This window comes from Streptomyces resistomycificus, from assembly GCF_001514265.1.
In the GTDB taxonomy this organism is placed as follows: domain Bacteria; phylum Actinomycetota; class Actinomycetes; order Streptomycetales; family Streptomycetaceae; genus Streptomyces; species Streptomyces resistomycificus.
On the sequence record NZ_KQ949009.1, the window covers coordinates 83252 to 103140 of the forward strand.

General features: G+C 73.4%; 6 protein-coding genes and 1 pseudogene. 6 read left to right on the forward strand and 1 reads right to left on the reverse strand.

Annotated features, from left to right (window positions below):
- Positions 1–137: 137 nt before the first annotated feature.
- Positions 138–1655: an FAD-dependent monooxygenase gene (locus AQJ84_RS39670; RefSeq protein ID WP_030038845.1), complete on the reverse strand. Its 1518-nt coding sequence runs from the start codon at positions 1653–1655 to the stop codon at positions 138–140.
- Positions 1656–2077: 422 nt separating this feature from the next.
- On the opposite strand from AQJ84_RS39670, the gene AQJ84_RS39675 reads away from it, so the two are divergent.
- The 6 genes and pseudogenes from AQJ84_RS39675 to AQJ84_RS39700 all read left to right on the forward strand — a co-directional run bounded on the left by AQJ84_RS39675 (position 2078) and on the right by AQJ84_RS39700 (position 19888).
- A complete protein-coding gene (locus AQJ84_RS39675; protein ID WP_030038844.1) occupies positions 2078–2392 on the forward strand; it encodes a phosphopantetheine-binding protein in 315 nt (104 codons plus the stop codon).
- Positions 2389–3639, forward strand: a complete 1251-nt coding sequence (locus AQJ84_RS39680; RefSeq protein ID WP_030038843.1) for a cytochrome P450 — start codon at positions 2389–2391, stop codon at positions 3637–3639. The genes AQJ84_RS39675 and AQJ84_RS39680 overlap by 4 nt, the downstream gene beginning before the upstream one ends.
- Positions 3636–4373, forward strand: a complete 738-nt coding sequence (locus AQJ84_RS39685) for a thioesterase II family protein (protein WP_030038842.1) — start codon at positions 3636–3638, stop codon at positions 4371–4373. The genes AQJ84_RS39680 and AQJ84_RS39685 overlap by 4 nt, the downstream gene beginning before the upstream one ends.
- Positions 4374–4426: 53 nt before the next feature.
- A complete protein-coding gene (locus tag AQJ84_RS39690; protein WP_079022716.1) occupies positions 4427–7528 on the forward strand; it encodes a type I polyketide synthase in 3102 nt (1033 codons plus the stop codon).
- A gap of 51 nt (positions 7529–7579) precedes the next feature.
- A pseudogene (locus tag AQJ84_RS39695) lies at positions 7580–13258 on the forward strand (SDR family NAD(P)-dependent oxidoreductase); the annotation flags it as partial.
- 69 nt (positions 13259–13327) lie between these two features.
- Positions 13328–19888: a type I polyketide synthase gene (locus tag AQJ84_RS39700; protein WP_450370812.1), complete on the forward strand. Its 6561-nt coding sequence runs from the start codon at positions 13328–13330 to the stop codon at positions 19886–19888.
- Position 19889: the final 1 nt, after the last annotated feature.

Consider the following 19889-nt stretch of genomic DNA (forward strand, 5'->3'; position numbering starts at 1 on the left):
CACGGGCACCCGCACCCACCCCGGGGACGACCACGACGGCGGCCGCCAGACCCCACAACCGGGTCCGGCGGCCGCCGTCACGCGTGCGCCCGGACCGACCGGCCACCTCCCGTGCACCGGTCGGCCCGCACGGGGTCTCACCCGCGCCGGGGCGGGCCGAACCAGGTGGTGAGGGCGGTGCGGAGCGCGGCGGTGTCGGGCGTGGTGCCGGCCGCGGCCGCCCACGCGACATGGCCGTCGGGGCGGATGAGGAGCGCCTCGGGCGCGGCGACGTCGCCGAGGGCCGGGACGGGCCAGCGGTCGTCCTCGCTGCGCGCCTCGACCAGGTCGACGCGATCGGCCCAGCCCGCGGCGAGCGCCGCCACCTCGCCACTGCCGCGCAGGTCGAGCAGGACGGGACGGGCGGCGTGCAGCAGCTCGTAGACGCGGCCGGCTCCGTCCGGCGTCTTGAGGTCGGCGTCGGGGACCCGGCGGCCGGCCAGCGGGTGGTCACCGTCGGCCGGGTAGCGGATGTCCAGGGCGGTCAGCATGCCGCGCAGATACCGGTTGACGTCGTCGAACACCATGAGCGAGCCGAACACCTCGCGCAGCGCGTCCGTCTGGGCGCCGGGGCGGGCCAGGGCCGACTGCGCGCGGGTGTTGTGCAGAACGCGCTCGGCGACGGGGTGGCGCTCGGCGTGATAGCTGTCCAGCAGGCTCTCAGGCGCCTGCCCGCGCACCACCGAGGCCAGCTTCCAGCCGAGGTTGACCGCGTCCTGCACGCCCATGTTCAGCCCCTGCCCGCCGGCCGGGAAGTGGATGTGCGCCGCGTCGCCCGCGAGCAGCACCCGGCCCGCCCGGTACCGGGCGGCCTGGCGTGCGGCGTCGTTGAAGCGGGAGACCCACCGCGGGCTGTGCATGCCGTAGTCCGTGCCCGCCAGCCTGACCAGCGACTGGCGCAGCTGCTCGAACGTGGGAGCCTCGTCGCGGTCCGCGACGTGGTCCCACTCGGAGGTGATCACCCGGTACCAGCCCGGCTCGAAGGCGATCGCCGAGAAGTCGCCGCCCGCACAGCGCCGTACCCACACGTAGTCCTCGGGCAGGTCGGGCAGTTCGACGTCGCCGATCAGCGCGGTCATCGTCGCCTCGGTGCCGGGGAAGTCGATGCCCGCCAGCTTGCGCACGGTGCTGCGCCCGCCGTCGCAGCCCACGAGGTAGCGGGCGCGCAGCGTGGCCGGGGCGGCCTGCGCCGGGCTCACCTCGACCGTCACACCGGTGGCGTTGGGGCGGATCCCGCTCACCCCGCACGACCTGCGCACCCGCACCCCGAGCTCGGCGGCCCGCTCCTCCAGCAGCTGCTCGATGGCGGACTGCAGGATCATCAGCGGGTAGGGGTGGCGGGACTCGAACTCGTCGAAGTCGAGATAGAGGCCGGAGAAGTGGCCCACCGGCTGCAGTTCGCCGGCCGCCAGGAAGCGCTCCAGGATGCCGCGCTGGTCCAGCACCTCCAGGGTGCGCGAGTGCATCCCGCCGGCCCGCGACTCGCCCGTGCGCTCGGCGAGCTGCTCGACCACCACGACGTCGACGCCCGCCAGCCGCAGCTCGCAGGCGAGCATCAGGCCCGTAGGCCCGGCGCCCGCGATCACCACGTCCGCATCCCAGCCGGTGTCTGCCACGTCGTTCCCCCCTCGTTTCCCTGCGCCTGTCACGGCCGCTGAATCACTGTCACGTTCACAAAACGCGGATCGGCCGGTCAACACACGCCGCCGCCCGGGCGCCGGCAGGCCGCCGCACCCTTGCCCTGTCCCGCCGGCGGGACGGTTCCATGGGGCAGGCCAAGGCACCGGCGGTGCCGGCATACAGCACGCCGGCCCCCTCTCAACCCCACCCGCCGGCGGGCACCGGGCACCCGCCAACACGGTGTGAGCCAAAGCGAATCCCCACGACACTCGAATCGGCCGTTCAAGGAATGTGTCTCGCCGGCGGGACAGCGCAATGACGCGCCCCGGTGGCCCTGACGGCGGTGACGGTCCGAACAACAGGGCCGAAAAAGACGCGAGCGGGCACTCCCGGTCGGCGGAGGAAGGAAAGGCTGCCAATGGAATCGTCGCCCCAGGCAATCCACCAGCGAGGCGGACAGGACGGGACGTCACCCCGACAGGACGGGCCGTCAGGCGCGCCGCTCTCGCTGGCGCTCGACATCGCCCGGCTGTGGGGAGAACACCTCAACCGCCCCGAGGTCGGCGTCGAGGACGACTTCTTCACGCTCGGCGGTAACTCACTGACCGGCATCAAGATCATCGACCGGGTGGCGCAGGACTACGGCGTCCAGCTGTCCGTGCGCGACTTCTACCTGGCGCAGACCCCCGCCCGGGTCGCCCAGCTGATCGAGCAGGGGAGGGCGGCGGCGTGAGGCTGACGCCGGGCCCCGGACGCGACATCGACCTCGATGACGTCGACCTGTTCGACCTGGACCTCTACACCTCCGGCGACCCGCACCCGATCTGGGACGTGATGCGGGCGAAGGCACCCCTGCACCACCAAGTCCTCCCCGACGGGCGGGAGTTCTGGTCGGTGACCCGCTACGAGGACGTCTGCCGCGTGCTGGGCGACCACCGGGAGTTCACCTCCGAGCGCGGCACGGTGGTCACCCACCTCGGACAGGACGACGTCGCGGCCGGCAAGCTGCTGACCTCCACCGACCCGCCACGCCACACCCAGGTCCGCCGGGCGATCGGCTCCAAGCTGACCGCGCGGGCGGTGAAGTCCTGGGAGGAACTGATCCGGCAGTCGATCGTGCGCTTTTTGCAACCCGCGCTCGACGGCTCCCCCTTCGACCTGGCCGAGCAGGCACTGCTCCTCCCGGCGATCGTCACGGGCCCGCTGCTGGGCATCCCGCAGAAGGACTGGGACGAACTCGTCCAGCTGACCGCGATGGTCACCGCCCCCTGCGACCCGCACTTCCAGCACGGCAGCGAAGCCGCGACGCTGGCCATCTCCCACCACGAACTCGTCACCTACGTCACCGACTGGGTCGCCCGACGGCGCGCGGCCGGAGGCGAGGACGGCAGCCTGCTGGACCACCTCATGCACGTGAACGCCGGAGACGCGCCGCTGACCGACGAGGAGATCGCCCTCGACGGCTACAGCATCCTGCTGGGCGCCAACGTGACGACCCCGCACACCGTCTCGGGCACGGTGCACGCCCTCATCGAGCGGCCCGAACAGTTCGACAAGGCCCAGGCCGACCCGACCCTGATCCCCAACCTGGTCGAGGAAGGACTGCGCTGGACCTCGGCCGCCTGCAACTTCATGCGCTACGCGGTCGACGACATCCACATCGGCGGGGGCACCGTCCCGGCCGGCGGGGCGGTCGTCGCGTGGATCGGGTCGGCCAACCGGGACGCGTCCCAGTTCCCCGACCCGCACACCTTCGACATCACCCGCAGCGGCGCCAAGCGCCAGGTCGCCTTCGGCTACGGGCCGCACTTCTGCATCGGGGCGCCGCTGGCCCGCATGACCCTGCGCATCTTCTTCGAGGAACTGTGCCGACGGTTCGGATCGATCGAGCTGGCCGGCGAACCACAGCACCTGCGCTCCTACTTCATCGCCGGGATGACCCACCTGCCCATCGCCACCCGGAAACGGCACACGCCATGACCCCCGCATCCACCACCGCCACCTCGCCGTGGTTCGTCCGGCCCCAGCCCGACGGCCACCGCGCCCGGATGTTCTGCCTGCCCTTCTCCGGGTCCGGGGCCTCGGCCTTCAGCGCCTGGCCGGCCGCGATCGACGACGTCGAGATCTGCCCGGTGCAGTTCCCCGGCCGCGAGAACCGGCTGGCCCACCCCCACTACGGCACCTACGAGAACCTCGCCGCCGGCCTGGCCGAAGCCCTGACGCCGCTGCTGGACCGGCCGTTCGCGTTCTTCGGGCACTGCGCGGGCGCCCTGCCCGCCTACGAGACCGTGCTGCGACTGACCGAACTGGGCCTGCCCGCACCGCAGTGCCTGTACGTGTCGGGCCAGCCGGCACCGCACGACGCCGCACGCGACCGGATGCTCACCATGACCGAGCCCGAACTGCGCGCCGAAATCGAGTCGTTCGTCCGCAGCCGGGGCATCGAACCCCGCCCCGACATGATCGACCTGGGCCTGATGGTGCTGCTGCGCGATCACGCCGCCGCAGGCGCCTACCGCAGGACCGAGCCGGCCGGCGTGCCCTGCCCCATCGTCGTCCTGCACTGGCGCGAGGACCCCGACGTGAGCCTCGACGAGCTTCAGGGGTGGCGCCAGTACGCCGACTCCGTCGAGTTCCGGGTCCTCGACGGCGGCCACTACGACTTCATGGACGCGCCGGACGAACTGCGGACGCTGCTGACCAGCCGGCGGTGAACAGCAGCACAGCCCCCACCCGCCGTAAGCCGAGGAAAGTGGAAGGAACGCGTATGAGTGGCGCAGCCGCCGACATCGCCGTCATCGGGATGTCGTGCCGCTTTCCCGGTGTCGACGACCTGGGCGGGTTCTGGCGCCTGCTGCTCGAGGGGAAGTCGACCGTCGCATCGTTTCCCGAGCAGCGGGCGGCCGACTCGCACTCGAACTACACCTCCCATCCGGACGCCGCCACCCTGCGCTCGGGTTCGTTCTTCGACTCCATCGACGGGTTCGACGCGGAGTTCTTCCAGGCGGGCGCGGCGGAGGCGGCCGCCATGGACCCCGTGCAGCGGCTGGGACTGGAACTCGCCTGGGAGGCCGTCGAGGACGCCGGCATCCCCGCGGCCACCCTCGCCGGCCGCGAGATCGACGTCGTGGTCGGTGCCGCGCCCTCCGGATACGAGCTGCTGCGCAAGCTGTCCGGCAGCGACCAGGACGACCACTACGCCGCGCTCGGCTCCAGCGGCGCGCTGATCGCGAACCGGATCTCCAGCCTGTTCGACGTCCGCGGCATGAGTTTCAGCGCGGACTCGGGCCAGTCCTCCTCCCTGGTGTCGCTGGCGCTGACCTGCGAACGGATTCGCGCCGGCGCCGTCGACATGGCGATCGCGGGCGGCGTGCACCTGATCGTCGATCCGGAGGCGGGAGCCGGCCTGGCGAACCTGGGCGCCCTGTCGCCCGACGGCCGCTGCTTCACCTTCGACGAACGCGCCAGCGGCTTCGCCCGGGGAGAGGGCGGGGCGTTCGTCCTGCTGAAGCGGCTCGACCTCGCCGTCGCCGACGGCGATCACATCCACGCGGTGGTGCGCGGCTGGGGCGTCGGCAGCGGCGGAGCCCTGACCCGGATGCCCGACCCCAGCCCCGACGGGCAGGCGGCAGCCGTGCTGTCCGCTCTCACGTGCGCGCAGGTCACGTTCGACGACGTCGACTACGTCGAGGCCCACGGCACCGGCACCCGGCTAGGCGACCCGGCCGAGATCGCCGGGCTGCGCGCGGTGTTCCGGCACACCGGCCGCAGCCGGCGGCTGGTGATCGGCTCGGTGAAGACGAACGTCGGGCACCTGGAGCCGGCCGCGGGCATCGTCGGCTTCGTGAAGGCGGCGCTGTGCGTGCGGCGCGCCCACCTGGTGGCGAATGTGAACTTCCGTACCCCCAACCCCGCCATCGACGACTTCCACGACGACTTCGAAGTCCTCGACGCCGCACGGCCCTGGCCGAGCGAGCCGGGCCGGCCACGACGGGCGGGGGTGTCGGCGTTCGGCATGGGCGGCACCCACGCGCACGTGATCCTCGAACAGGCCCCCGCGGCACCGGCCGAGCCCCGCGCCATGGACGAGGAGACGGCCTGCGCGGCCGTGTCGGGGGCGCTGCCGTGGGTGCTGTCGGCGCGCTCCGAGCCGGCCCTGCGAGAACAGGCGGCACGGCTGCGCGACCGAGTGGCCGCGGACGCGTCGCTGCGGGCGGCCGAGGTGGGCCGTTCGCTGGTGTCGACGCGGTCGCTGTTCGAGCACCGCGCGGTGGTGCTGGGCCAAGACCGTGAGGAACTGCTGGCCGGCCTCGACCTGGTGGCGGCCGGCGGCGACGCGGCCCACACCGTGCGCGGCACGGCCACCCGCCCGGTGGGCCCGGTCGTCTTCGTCTTCCCCGGCCAGGGCTCGCAGTGGCTGGGCATGGGCCGGCAGCTGTACGCGCAGTCGGCCGTCTTCGCGCGCGCGATCGACGAGTGCGCGCAGGCACTGGCGCCGTGGGTGGACTGGTCACTGGTGGACGTGGTGACCGGCGCGCAGCCGGCCGCCTCACTGGAGCGGGTGGACGTCGTCCAGCCGGCGCTGTTTTCGATGATGGTGTCGCTGGCGCAGCTGTGGCGCTCGCTGGGAGTGGTCCCCGAGACCGTGGTGGGGCACTCGCAGGGCGAGATCGCCGCGGCCTGCGTGTCGGGCGCCCTCTGCCTCGACGACGCGGCACGGATCGTCGCCCTGCGCAGCCGGGCCCTGAGAGACCTGGCCGGCCTGGGCGGGATGAGCGCGGTCGCCGCGCCCCGCGCATGGGTTCAAGAACGGCTGGAGCGGTGGCCCGGGCGGCTGTCGGTGGCCGCGGTCAACGGACCGGCGTCGGTGGTGATCTCCGGGGACGACCAGGCGCTGGAGCAGTTCGCCGCGGCGGCGGCCGGTGACGGGGTCCGGGTGCGGCGGGTCAAAGTGGACTACGCCTCGCACTCCCACCACGTCGAACGCATCCGTGACCGTCTGCTCGAGGACACCGCGGGCATCACGCCGAGGGAATCGGCGGTGAAGTTCCACTCCACGGTCACCGGCTCGCTGCTCGACACCCGCACGCTGGACGGCACCTACTGGTACGACAACCTGCGCTCGATGGTGCGCTTCGGCGAGGTCGTCGAGGACCTGATGCGTGCGCCCGGCGGGGTGTTCGTGGAAGTCAGCCCGCATCCCGTGCTCCAGGTGGCGATGGAGGAGGCCGCCGACGCGCTGCCCACCCCGCCGGTGCTGGTGAGCACCCTGCACAAGCGCGACGGCGGCGCGGGCCAGGTACTGGCGTCACTGGCCGCACTGCACGTGCGCGGTGTGCCGGTGAACTGGGAGGCGGTGTTCGCCGCCAACCGGCCGCACCGCGTCGGCCTGCCGACCTACGCCTTCCAGCGCCGGCGGTACTGGCTGACCGCACCCGACGACACCCACACCCCCGACGATCCCGCCGCGCCGAAAAACCGGCCGGGCGCGGGCCCCGGGGCAGCGGACCTGGGCTCCGAGCCGGCGGTCCTCACCCTCGTGTGCGCCGAAGCGGCCACGCTGCTGGGCGTGAAGGACACCGCGTGGACGGGTGCCGGCCTCGCGGCGAGAGCGAACGAGACCTTCAAGGATCTGGGGTTCGACTCCTCGATGGCGGTGGCCCTGCGCAACCGGCTCACCGCGGCGGCCGGGGTGCGCCTGCCGGCCACCGTCGCGTTCACCTACCCCACCGCGCACACGCTCGCCCGCCACATTTTCTCCCTCCTCGAGCCGCAGGCCCCCAAGGCCCCGCAGACGGCCGGGGAAACGAGCCCGGAAAGCAGCAGCGATGACGATCTGTACGCGTTGATCGACCGCGGATACGTGTAGCCACACCTGTTCTTGTGAGTAACCGTGGGGGAGGCCCTGGTGGAGGATGTCGACAAGCTCCGGTCCTACTTGCGACGCGCCGTCGGCGACGCGCAGGAACTGCGCGAGCGGGTGCGCGAACTGGAGGAGGCCGCCCGCGAGCCCATCGCGGTCGTGGGAGTGGGGTGCCGCTTCCCGGGCGGAGTGACCTCCCCCGAAGGACTGTGGCACGTCGTGTCGGACGGTGTGGACGCGATGAGCGACTTCCCGACGGACCGCGGATGGGACCTGGAGGCGCTGCACGCCACCGACCCCGAGGCACCCAGCACGACGTCCACCCGCACGGGCGGGTTCCTTGACGATCTCGCCGAGTTCGACGCGCCGTTCTTCAACATCAGCCCGCGCGAGGCGCTGGCGATGGACCCGCAGCAGCGGCTGATGCTGGAGACCTCCTGGGAGGCACTGGAACGCGCGGGCATCGACCCGGCCGGGCTGCGAGGGTCACCGACCGGGGTGTTCACCGGGCTCTACGCCGTCGACTACGGCCCCAGGATGGGCGGCGCGGCCGCCGGCGAGGTGGAGGGGTTCGCCCTCACGGGGACCTACACCAGCGTCGCCTCGGGCCGGGTCGCCTACACGCTGGGCCTTGAGGGTCCGGCGGTGTCGACCGACACCGCGTGCTCGTCGTCGCTCGTCGCCGTCCACCAGGCCGTGCGGTCCCTGCGGTCGGGGGAGTGCACACTGGCGCTGGCCGGCGGGGTGTCGACGCTGCCGACCCCGGGACTGCTCGTCGAACTGGGCCGGCAGCGGGGCCTGTCGCCCGACGGCCGCTGCAAGGCCTTCGCGGACGCCGCCGACGGCACCGGCTTCTCCGAGGGCGTCGGCGTGCTGGTCCTGGAGCGGCTGTCGGACGCGCGGCGCAACGGGCGCCACGTGTGGGCGGTGATCCGCGGCTCGGCGATCAACCAGGACGGCGCCTCCAACGGCCTGACCGCACCCAACGAACTGGCGCAGCAGCGCGCCATCCGCGCCGCCCTGACCGATGCCGGACTGCGGGCCAGCGACGTGGACGCGGTCGAGGCACACGGCACCGGCACCCGGCTGGGCGACCCCATGGAAGCCGAAGCACTGCTGGCCACCTACGGCCAGGACCGCGAGGCGCACAGCCCGCTGTGGCTGGGGTCGCTGAAGTCGAACATCGGCCACACCCAGGCCGCCGCCGGCGTCGCCGCCATGATCAAAATGATCATGGCGATGCGGCACGGCGTACTGCCCCGAACCCTGCACGTGGACCGGCCCTCCACCCACGTGGACTGGTCGGTGGGCGCCGTCGAGCTGCTCACCGAGGCCAGACAGTGGCCCAGCACCCCGGACCGGCCCCGGCGCGCCGGCGTGTCCGCCTTCGGCATCAGCGGCACCAACGCACACCTCATCCTCGAACAGGCCCCCGCAGAAGAGGAAACCGCGCGTGCGGCCGCCGACCCCACCACCGCCCAGGTGTCCACCGGCGCCCCCCGAGCGGTGCCGTGGGTGCTGTCGGCACGCTCGCAACAGGCCCTGCGCGCACAGGCGCTGCGGCTGCGCGACAGCGTGGCCGCGGACGCCGCCCTGCCGCTCGCGGACGTGGCCCGCTCACTGGTGACCACGCGCTCCCTGTTCGAGTACCGCCAGGTCGTGATCGGCGCCGACCGGGACACCCTGCTGGCCGCCCTGACCGCCGCCGCCGAAGGCGACGAGAACACCCCCGCCACCGTGGTGTCCGGACTCGCGCAGCCGGGCGGCAAAACAGTGTTCGTCTTCCCCGGCCAGGGATCGCAGTGGGCCGGAATGGGCCGCGAACTGTGGCAGTCCTCCCCGGTGTTCGCCGCACGGATGCGCCAGTGCGCCGACGCGCTGGCACCGTACGTCGACTGGTCCCTCTTCGACGCGCTCGCCGACGCCGAGGCGCTCAAGCGGGTGGATGTCGTCCAGCCCGTCCTGTGGGCGGTGATGGTGTCGCTGGCCGAGGTGTGGCGCTCGCACGGGGTGCGGCCCGAGGCCGTCGTGGGCCACTCGCAGGGGGAGATCGCCGCCGCCTGCGTCGCGGGCGCCCTGTCGATCGACGACGCCGCCAAGGTGGTCGCACTGCGGTCGAAGGCGATCCTGGCGCTGTCGGGGCGCGGCGGCATGGTGTCCCTCGCGCTGCCGGCGGACCAGGCGCGCGCACGTCTGACGGACGGCCTGTCCATCGCGGCCGTCAACGGGCCCTCGTCCGTGGTGGTGTCGGGCGAGGTGGCCGAACTGGACGCGCTGCTGGCCGCCTGCGAGGCCGACCAGGTCCGGGCCCGCCGCATCCCGGTGGACTACGCCTCCCACTCGGCCGGCGTGGAGGCCATCCACGACGAACTGCGCCGCGTCCTTGCGGGAATTCAGCCCCGCACGGCCCAGGTGCCGTTCTTCTCGACGGTCACGGCCGACTGGCTGGACACGACCCGGCTGGACGCCGAGTACTGGTTCACCAACCTGCGCCACACGGTCCGCTTCGAGGAGGCGACCCGCACGCTGGCCGAGCAGGGCTTCCGGTTCTTCATCGAGGCGTCCGCCCACCCGGTCCTGACGCCCGGTGTGGAACAGACCCTGGACAGCGCGGGCGTCGAGGCCGCCGTCGTGGGCACCCTGCGCCGCGGCGAGGACGGCCTGGCCCGCTGGTACCAGTCGGCGGCCGAGGCCTTCGTGGCGGGCGCCGCGCTGTCGTGGCCGGCGGCGTTCGCGGACGCGGACGGCGAGGGCCGGCGGGTCGACCTGCCCACCTACGCCTTCCAGCGGCAGCGCTACTGGCTGAACACCCCCCACGAGACCACCACCCAGACCACGTCGGACCACCCGCTGCTCGACGCCGTGATCGACCTGCCCGGGGACGACGGGGACGACGGGCACGGGGCAGTGGCGGGCAGCGGCCGCCTCTCCCTGGAACGCCACCCCTGGCTCGCCGAACACGTCGTCCACGGTGCCGTCCTCGTGCCGGCGACCGTGCTGGCCGAACTGGCGCTGTGGGCGGCGCACAAGGCGGGATGCGACGTCGTCGAGGAACTCACCCTTCAGACACCGCTGGTGCTGTCCCGGACGGCCGAGCGCGAGATCCGTGTCCTGGTCGACGGCAAGCGGGTCGTCAGCGTGCACTCACGGGGCGAGGGCGAAACCGAGTGGACACGCAACGCCGTCGGCGTCGTCGGGAGGGACACCCCGGCAGCCCACGCGGGGGAGGACCTCGCCGTGTGGCCCCCCGCGGGCGCCGTCAGCGTGCCCTTCGAGGACGAGTACACCAGGCTGTCCGCCCTCGGAATCAGCCACGGGCCCCTGCTGCGCGGCCTGACAGAGGTGTGGCGCCGCGACGACACCCTGTTCGCCCAGGTGGAGCTGCCCGCCCTCGACGGCGCTGACCGGGCCCGCTTCCACCTCCACCCGGCGCTGCTGCACGCCGCGCTGCTGCCGATCGGCCTGGGGCACTTCGTCGACACCTCCCGGCCCGAAGGCTGGCTGCCGTCGCGCTGCACCGGCCTGCGCCTGCACGCCACCCGGCCGACCGCGCTGCGCGTCCGCCTCGCGCCCGCGGGCGACAACACGCTGTCGGTGACCCTCGCCGACCCGAGCGGAGCACCCGTCGGCGGCCTGACCTCGCTGACCCTGCGGCCCGCGGACGTCGAGCAACTGACCGAGCTGGGCTTCGACCACCAGGACTCGCTCTTCCAGGTGGACTGGGTCCCCCTGCCGATCCCGTCTTCTCCCGCCACCGGCCGCTCCGCGGTGCTGGCCGGCCCCGACACGTCCACCCCGCCCCTAAACCAGGGGCAAGCCGTCTTCGCGAACCTCACCGAACTCGCCGCCGACGGCGAGGAGATACCCCCGCTCGTCATCGCCCGCATCGACCCGCCGGTCATCGCCCGCATCGACCCGCCGGTCACCGGCAGCATCGCCCCGCCGGGCACCGGCAGCGCCGACCGGCGGGGCACCGGCAGCGCCGACCTGCCGGGCACCGACGGCACCGGCAGCGCCGACCTGCCGGCCACCGTCGGAGACACCCTGCACCGTGTGCTGCGGCTGACGCGGGACTGGCTCGGCGACGACCGCTTCCGCGACTCCCGCCTGGTCATCGTGACGCGCCAGGCGACGGGTGACGACCCGGCCGTGCGCACCGACCCCGCGGCAGCCGCGATCTGGGGCTTCGTGCGCACCGCGCAGACCGAGAACCCGGGCCGCTTCACGCTTGTCGACACGGACGACCAGCCCGCTTCGCTCGCCTGCCTCCCGGCCGCCGCCGCGACCGGCGAAGCCCAGCTCAAGATCCGCGCCGGTCTCGTCACCACCCCCCAACTGGCCCGCACCCACCCCACATCCCCCCGCCACGAGCCGCTCGACGCGGCGGAACACGTGCCCGCCCTCGGGCCTGGCACCGTGCTGATCACGGGAGGCACCAGCGGCCTGGGAGCGATGCTGGCCCGCCACCTCGTCCAGCGGCACGGGGCACGCCGCCTGCTGCTGACCAGCAGGCGCGGGCCGGCCGCCCCGGCGGCGGCAGACCTGCGCACGGAACTGACCGAGGCGGGAGCCCACATCGAGGTCGTGGCCTGCGACGTCACCAGCCGTGACTCCCTCGCCCGGCTGATCGCCGCCATCCCGCCCCAGCACCCGCTGACGGCGGTCATCCACTGCGCGGGTGTGCTGGACGACGGGATCGTCGAGGCGCTGACCGAGGACCGCGTGGACACGGTCCTCGCGCCGAAGGTGCGCGGCGCCTGGCACCTGCACGAGCTGACACGCCATCTGGACCTGTCCGCGTTCGTGCTGTTCTCCTCGATCGCCAGCGTGCTGGGAACGGCGGGGCAGGCCAACTACGCGGCGGCCAACGCGTTCCTCAACGGCCTCGCGCAGGCCCGCCGGGCCCAGGGCCTGCCCGCCCACGCGCTGTGCTGGGGCTTTTGGGCGCAGCGCAGCGAGATGGTCGCCGACATCAACGACGCGGACGTCGTACGCCTGCAACGCCAGGGCGTGCTGCCGATGCCCTCCACCGAGGGGCTCGCCCTCTTCGACGCGGCGCTCTCGCACCACGAGCCGGTGCTCGTGCCCGCACGACTGAACCTCGCGCCACCGCCGGCCGGCCACCCCGGCTCGCCGCTTTTGCGCACGCTCACCGCGGCGTCTGCCCCCTCCGGCGGTGCGGCGGGACACCAGGAGGCCACCGCCGACAACCTCGCGCAGCAGCTGAGGTCGCTGGCGCCGGCCGACGCGCAACCGCTGCTGCTCGACGCCGTGCGGGCGCAGACCGCGACCGTCCTCGGCCACCCGGACACCCGGCGCATCGGCCCCGCCGCGACCTTCAAGGAACTGGGAATCGACTCGCTCACCGCGCTGGAACTGCGCAACAAACTGGCGGCCGTGACCGGCCTGAAGCTGCCCGCCACACTCGTGTTCGACCACCCCAACCCCACCGCCCTCGCCCGGTTCCTGGCCACGCGGATCACCCCCGACCCCGGTGCGGGCCCCTCCGCGGCCACCCACCTGGCCAAGGAGATCGAAGGACTGGGCGCCCGGCTGGAGGAGGCGTTCCTTGAACTCGCCACGGAGGACCAGGCCACCCTTTCCACTCTGCTCGGCGAACTGCAGGGCCGAGTCCGCTCGATGGCCGGCGCCGGATCACCGGCCGGCCTCGTCGACCAGATCAGTTCGGCCTCGGCGGGAGAGCTTCTCTCGCTGCTCGACAAAGAGCTCGGCTAGGGGAGCGCGATGACCAACGACAACAACGCCGACGTCCTCGACTACCTCAAGCGGACATCGATCGAGCTGATCGAAACACGCAAGCGCCTGCAGGAGCTCACCGAGGCCGCCGCCGAGCCCGTCGCTGTGGTGGGCCTGGCCTGCCGCTTCCCGGGCCGGGCCACGTCCCCGGAGGCCCTGTGGGAACTGGTCGAGGCGGGCGCCGACGTCATGTCGGACTTCCCCACCGACCGCCACTGGGACCTGGAGAACCTCCACGACCCCGACCCGGACCGGCCCGGCACCTGCTCCACCCGCTCCGGCGGGTTCCTGCACGACGCGGGTGACTTCGACGCCGACTTCTTCGGGATCAACCCGCGCGAGGCGCTCGCCGCCGACCCGCAGCAGCGGCTGCTCCTGGAGACCTCCTGGGAGTCCCTGGAGAGAGCCGGCATCGACCCGCACACCCTGCGCGGCAGCGACACCGGCGTGTTCGCCGGCCTCGCCTACTTCGGCTACGGCAACCACTTCTTCACCCCCGAGACCATCTCCGGGTACGCGCAGACCGGCTCCCTGCTGAGTGTGGCCTCGGGCCGGGTGGCCTACACGCTGGGCCTTGAGGGCCCGGCGGTGTCGACCGACACCGCCTGCTCGTCTTCCCTGGTGACGGTGCACCAGGCGGTGCAGTCGCTGCGCCAGGGCGAATGCGGCCTCGCCCTGGCCGGCGGCGTCACCGTCATGGCGACGCCACAGGTGTTCAGGGAGTTCTCACGGCAGCGGGGCCTGGCGGCGGACGGCCGCTGCAAGGCCTTCGCGGACGCCGCCGACGGCACCGGCTTCTCCGAGGGCGTCGGCATGCTCGTCCTGGAGCGGCTGTCGGACGCGCGGCGCAACGGGCGCCACGTGTGGGCGGTGATCCGCGGCTCGGCGATCAACCAGGACGGCGCCTCCAACGGCCTGACCGCACCCAACGGGCCGGCGCAGCAGCGCGTCATCCAGGCCGCGTTGGCCAACGCCCGCATCCAGGCGAGCGACGTGGACGCGGTCGAGGCACACGGCACCGGCACGACGCTGGGCGACCCCATCGAAGCACAGGCACTGCTGGCCACCTACGGCCAGGACCGCGCGGCGCACAGCCCGCTGTGGCTGGGGTCGCTGAAGTCGAACATCGGCCACACCCAGGCCGCCGCGGGCGTCGGCGGCATCATCAAAATGATCATGGCGATGCGGCACGGCGTACTGCCCCGAACCCTGCACGTGGACCGGCCCTCCACCCACGTCGACTGGTCGGTGGGCGCCGTCGAGCTGCTCACCGAGGCACGACAGTGGCCCAGCACCCCGGACCGGCCCCGGCGCGCCGGCGTGTCCAGCTTCGGGGCCAGCGGCACCAACGCACACCTCATCCTCGAAGAGGCACCCGCCCAAGAGCCGGCACCCGAGCAGGCGACGGGGCCCGACGCCGCCGACAGCCCGGACGGCGTCGGCGGGCTGGTGCCGTGGACACTGTCGGCGCGCTCGGAAGGGGCGCTGCGCGCCCAGGCCCGCAAGCTGCACGATTTCGCCGCCGCCCACCCGGACGCGGACGTCGCCGACATCGGCTGGTCGCTGGCGTCGAGCCGGTCCCTGTTCGAACACCGAGCCGTCGCGCTGGGCCGCGACCGGGACGAGCTGCTGAGCGCTCTGGCCTCACTGAGCGAGGGCGCGGACTGCGCCACGCTGGTGCGCGGCGTCGCCGCGGAATACGGCACATCCGTCTTCATGTTCCCCGGGCAGGGCTCCCCGTGGGCCGGGGTGGCACGGCAGCTGTACGACACCTTCCCCGTCTTCGCCCGCAGCCTCGACGAGATCTGCGCACACTTCGACGCACATCTGCCCTTCGCCCTCAAACCCCTGCTCCTCGCCGACGAGCCCGCCGACCGCCGGCGCACCGACATCGCGCAGCCGGCCCTGTTCGCCCTGCAGGTCAGCCTGTACCGGCTGATCACCCGCTACGGCCCGCAGCCCGACTACCTGATCGGCCACTCGGTCGGCGAGATCGCCGCCGCCCACGTGTCCGGAGTCCTCCACCTGGAGGGCGCGACCCGGCTCGTGGCCGCGCGCGGACGGATCATGCAGACGGTCACCGAGGCCGGCGCCATGCTGGCGGTACGCGCCTCACAAGCCGCCGTGGCAACCCTGCTGGGCCCCTACGACCGGGTCGGCATCGCCGCCGTCAACGGCCCCGAATCGGTGGTGGTCTCGGGCCTGCGCGACCAGGTCCACACCCTCCGCGACCAGCTCGTCGCCGCCGGCACGTCGGCGAAACTCCTCCAGGTCGACCACGCGTTCCACTCCCCGCTCATGGACCCGATCCTGGACGAGTTCGCCACGGCGCTGCACGCGCTGCCCACCGGCGGCGAGATGACGATCCCGATCGTCTCGACCAGGCTGGGCCGCGAGGCCACCCTGCAGGAGCTGACGTCCGCCGACTACTGGGTGAGCCACGTCCGCGAACCCGTCCGCTTCCACGACGCCATCGAGTGCGCCCGCGCCGCGGGGGCGGGCGTCTTCCTGGACGTGGGGCCGGCAGCCACGCTCGCGAGCATCACCCAGGAGGCCTTCGCCGCCGACGGTGTCCGCGACGCGGTGGTCCTGTCGTCGTCGCGGCGCGACCGAAGCCCGGCCGAGGCGCTGGCCGGCGCGCTGGCCCAACTCCACGTCCGCGGCGCCCGCGTGAACCGCGACGCCCTGTTCACCACACGCCGGCGGGTGGACCTTCCGACCTACGCCTTCCAGCGCCGGCGGTACTGGCTGGACTTCCTGGCCGGCATGGAGTCGGCCGACGTGGCCTCCGCCGGCCTGTCCGCCCTCACCCACCCGCTGCTGGGCGCCGTGGTCGACCACCCCGCCACCGGCGAGGTGGTGTTCACCGGCCGCTGGTCCCTGCGCACCCACGACTGGCTGGCCGATCACACCGTGTTCGGCCAGGTCGTCGTACCGGCGACGGCCTACCTGGACCTGGCACTGTCGGTGGGCGAGCACGTCGGGTGCGCCGCGGTCGGGGAACTCTCCCTGGAAGTCCCCCTGATCCTGCCCGACCCGGGCGACGTGCAGGTGCGGGTCGTCGTCGGCGCCGTGGACGAGACGGGACGCCGCAGCCTGGACGTGTACTCACGCCTTGGCGAGGACACCCCGACCACGGGCGGCTGGACCCGCCACGCCATGGGGAACCTGTCACCGCACACCCCCCGCACCGCCGCCCGGGCCGACGACACGCGAGCGCCGGCCGCGTGGCCGCCGGCCGGGGCCCGGCCCATCGACACCGCCCGTCTCTACGACTCCCTCGCCGACGGGGGCTTCGACTACGGTCCGGCCTTCCGCGGGCTGCGCGAAGTGTGGCAGCACGGCGACGACCTCTACGCGCTCGCCACCCTCCCGCAGACGGCCGAGGCGGCCGGCGCCGGGTTCGCACTGCATCCCGCGCTGATCGACACCGTGCTGCACGCGGCGGTGGCCGGCGGTGTCATCGAGGTGACGGGCCAAAAGGGCTGGATGCCCTTCGCATGGTCCGGCGTGACCCTGGCCGGCCAGTGCGGCCCGACCGTACGGGTGCGGCTGCGCCCGGCCGGCGAAGGCGTCGTGTCCCTGACGGCCGCCGACGAGCACGGCCGCACGATCGCCCACGTCGAAGCGCTGACGTTCCGTCCGGCGAGCGCCGAGCAGGTGCTCGCGGCCCGCGGCGGGCACCGGCAGCCGCTGTACGAACTGCAGTGGCGAGCGGCCCGGCCCGGCACACCACACACCCCCCGCACGCCGTGGGGGGTGCTCGGCACCCGCCACGGCCTTGCCGCCCGCCTCGCCGAGGCGGGCGGCAAGGACACCGCGTTCTACGCGTCCCTGGACGACATCCCCGCGGGCCGTGCACCCCGCCACCTCGTCCTGTGCCCGGACGACGCCACCACCGTCGGCCCCGGCACCCGCCCCGATCTGCTGGCCGCGGTCGCCACCGCGGACAAGGGCGTCCTGGAGTGCGTCCAGCGCTTCCTCGCCGAGGACGCACTCGCCCCCTGCACGCTGGTGGTACTCACCCGCCGTGCCGTCGACACCGGTGCGGGCGACAGCGTCGAAAGCCTTCCCGGCGCGTCCGTGTGGGGCCTGATCCGCTCCGCCCAGACCGAGCACCCCGGCAGGTTCCGGCTGGTGGACATCGACGACGAGGAAACCTCCTGGGCCCGCCTCACGGACGCCCTCGCCCTCGGCGAGGACCAACTGGCGCTGCGCGACGGCAGCTGCCTCGTGCCCCGCATGACGCCGGCCCAACCCGCCGACCACCGTCTCGAACCCCCGGCCACCGGCCCGCACCGGCTGGGCATCCCGCGCAAGGGGACCCTGGAGAACCTGACCTGGGTGGCGTGCCCCGAGGTGGAAGCACCCCTGACGAGCGGGCAGGTCCGCATCGCCGTGCAGGCCGCCGGCCTCAACTTCCGCGACGTCACCATCGCCCTGGGACTCATCGACCGCACCGCCATCGACGCCGGGCTCGGCAGCGAGGGCGCCGGAGTGGTGCTGGAGGTGGCCCACGACGTCACCGCTGTGGCCCCGGGCGACCGGGTGACCGGCATCTTCCCCGGCGCGTTCGCCCGCGTGGCCGTGGCCGACCACCGCATGCTCACGCCCGTCCCCGACGGCTGGAGCTACGCCGAGGCCGCGTCGATGCCGAGCACCTTCCTCACCGCCTACTACGCCCTCTTCCACGTCACGAAGCTGAAGAAGGGCCAGCGGATCCTCATCCACGCCGCGGCGGGCGGCGTCGGGATGGCCGCCGTCCAACTGGCCCGGCACGTCGGCGCCGAGATCTACGCCACCGCGAGCCCGGCCAAGTGGCCCGCCCTGCGCGCCCTGGGCCTGGACGACGCCCACCTGGCGTCCTCGCGCGACCTGCACTTCGCCGAGAAGTTCCGCACCGCCACGGGCGGCCGCGGTGTGGACGTCGTCCTGAACTCCCTCGCGCACACCTTCGTCGACGCCTCGCTGACGCTGCTCGCCGAGGGCGGCAGCTTCATCGAGATGGGCAAGACCGACATCCGCGACCCCCACCAGGTGGCGGCCGACCACCCCACCGTCGGCTACGAGGCCTTCGACCTCTACGCGGCCGGGCCGCAGGCCATCCACACCATGTTCCGCAAGGTCATGGAGCTGTTCGCCGACGGGCGGGTGCGGCTGAGCCCCGTCTCCGTCCGCGACATCCGCGACGCGCGCAGGACGTTTCGCGAGATGAGCCAGGGACGGCACGTCGGCAAGCTGGTCTTCGAGGTGGGCGGCGGCTTCGGCGGCGGCACCGTGCTGGTCACCGGCGGGACCGGGGGAGTGGGCTCGCTCGTGGCCCGGCACCTCGTGGCCGAACACGGCGTGCGCAGCCTGGTGCTGGCCGGCCGCCGGGGAGCGGCGGCCGACGGGGCCCGCGAGCTGGTGGCGGACCTGGAGGCAGCGGGCGCTGTGGTGCGCGTGGTGGCCTGCGACATCGCCGACCGGGCCGCCGTGGCCGACCTGCTCGCCGACATGCCCCCGCGCTATCCGCTGACCGCCATCGTGCACGCGGCCGGGGTGCTGGCCGACGGCACCGTCGAGTCACTGACCGCGGCCGGCATCGACCGCGTGCTGCACGCCAAGGCCGGCGGTGCACTCACCCTGCACGAGCTGACAAAGGACCACACCCTGTCGGCGTTCATCCACTTCTCCGCCCTCGCCGGCACCCTGGGCACCGCGGGACAGGCGAACTACGCCGCAGCCAACGCCTTCCTGGACGCTCTGGCGGCCCAGCGCAAGGCGTCCGGCCTGCCCGGCACCTCGCTCGCCTGGGGCTGGTGGGAGCAGAGCAGCGGCATGACCGAGGACCTGGACCAGGCCGACCTCTTGCGGCTGCGGCGGATGGGCATCGCCCCGATGCCCACACCCGAGGCCCTGGCCCTGTTCGACGCGGCCCACGCGCTCGACAAGCCCCTCCTCATCCCGGCCCGGGTGGACGTCGCCGCGCTGCGCGAGCAGGGCGGCGACGAACTGCCGCCGCTGCTGCGCGACCTCGCCGACGGCGGCCGCCCACGCCGCAGCAGGGCGGACACGACCAAGGACGGCGGCTTTGCCGGCCTGCCCGCCCGGCTGGCCGCCCTGCCGGGCGACGAGGCGCGGGCAGCCGTCCTGGACTGGGTCCGCGACCAGGTCGCCATCGTGCTCGGACACCCCTCCGGCGCGGTCGTCGACACCGAGCAGGCATTCACCCAGCTCGGATTCGACTCGCTGACCTCGGTCGAACTGTGCAACCGCCTGGCGGCCGCCACCGGACTGCGCCTGGCGACCACCCTCGTCTTCAGCTACCCGACACCACGCGAGCTGGGCGAGCACCTGCACGACCTGCTGCGCCCGGCACCGGACGAGAACCCGGACGAGAACCCGGACGAGAACACGGACCAGGACGCGGACATCCGGGCAGTGCTGCGCACCGTCTCGGTCGACAGCCTGCGCGAGGCGGGCCTGCTGGAGCTGGTCCTGGCCTGCGCCGCCCCGCCCGAGGCGGGCGGCGACACACCGACCGCGAACACGCCACCCCCGGCGGACGAACTGTCGGACCTGGACCTGGAAGCTCTGGTCGACCTGGCTCTGGACGAGAAGAGGTAGT

What these genes read in the sequence shown, in the direction of transcription:
- AQJ84_RS39690 (WP_079022716.1), top strand. Translation starts at nt 4,427, where the DNA reads ATGAGTGGCGCAGCCGCCGACATCGCCGTCATCGGGATGTCGTGCCGC.
- AQJ84_RS39675 (WP_030038844.1), top strand. Translation starts at nt 2,078, where the DNA reads ATGGAATCGTCGCCCCAGGCAATCCACCAGCGAGGCGGACAGGACGGG.
- AQJ84_RS39685 (WP_030038842.1), top strand. Translation starts at nt 3,636, where the DNA reads ATGACCCCCGCATCCACCACCGCCACCTCGCCGTGGTTCGTCCGGCCC.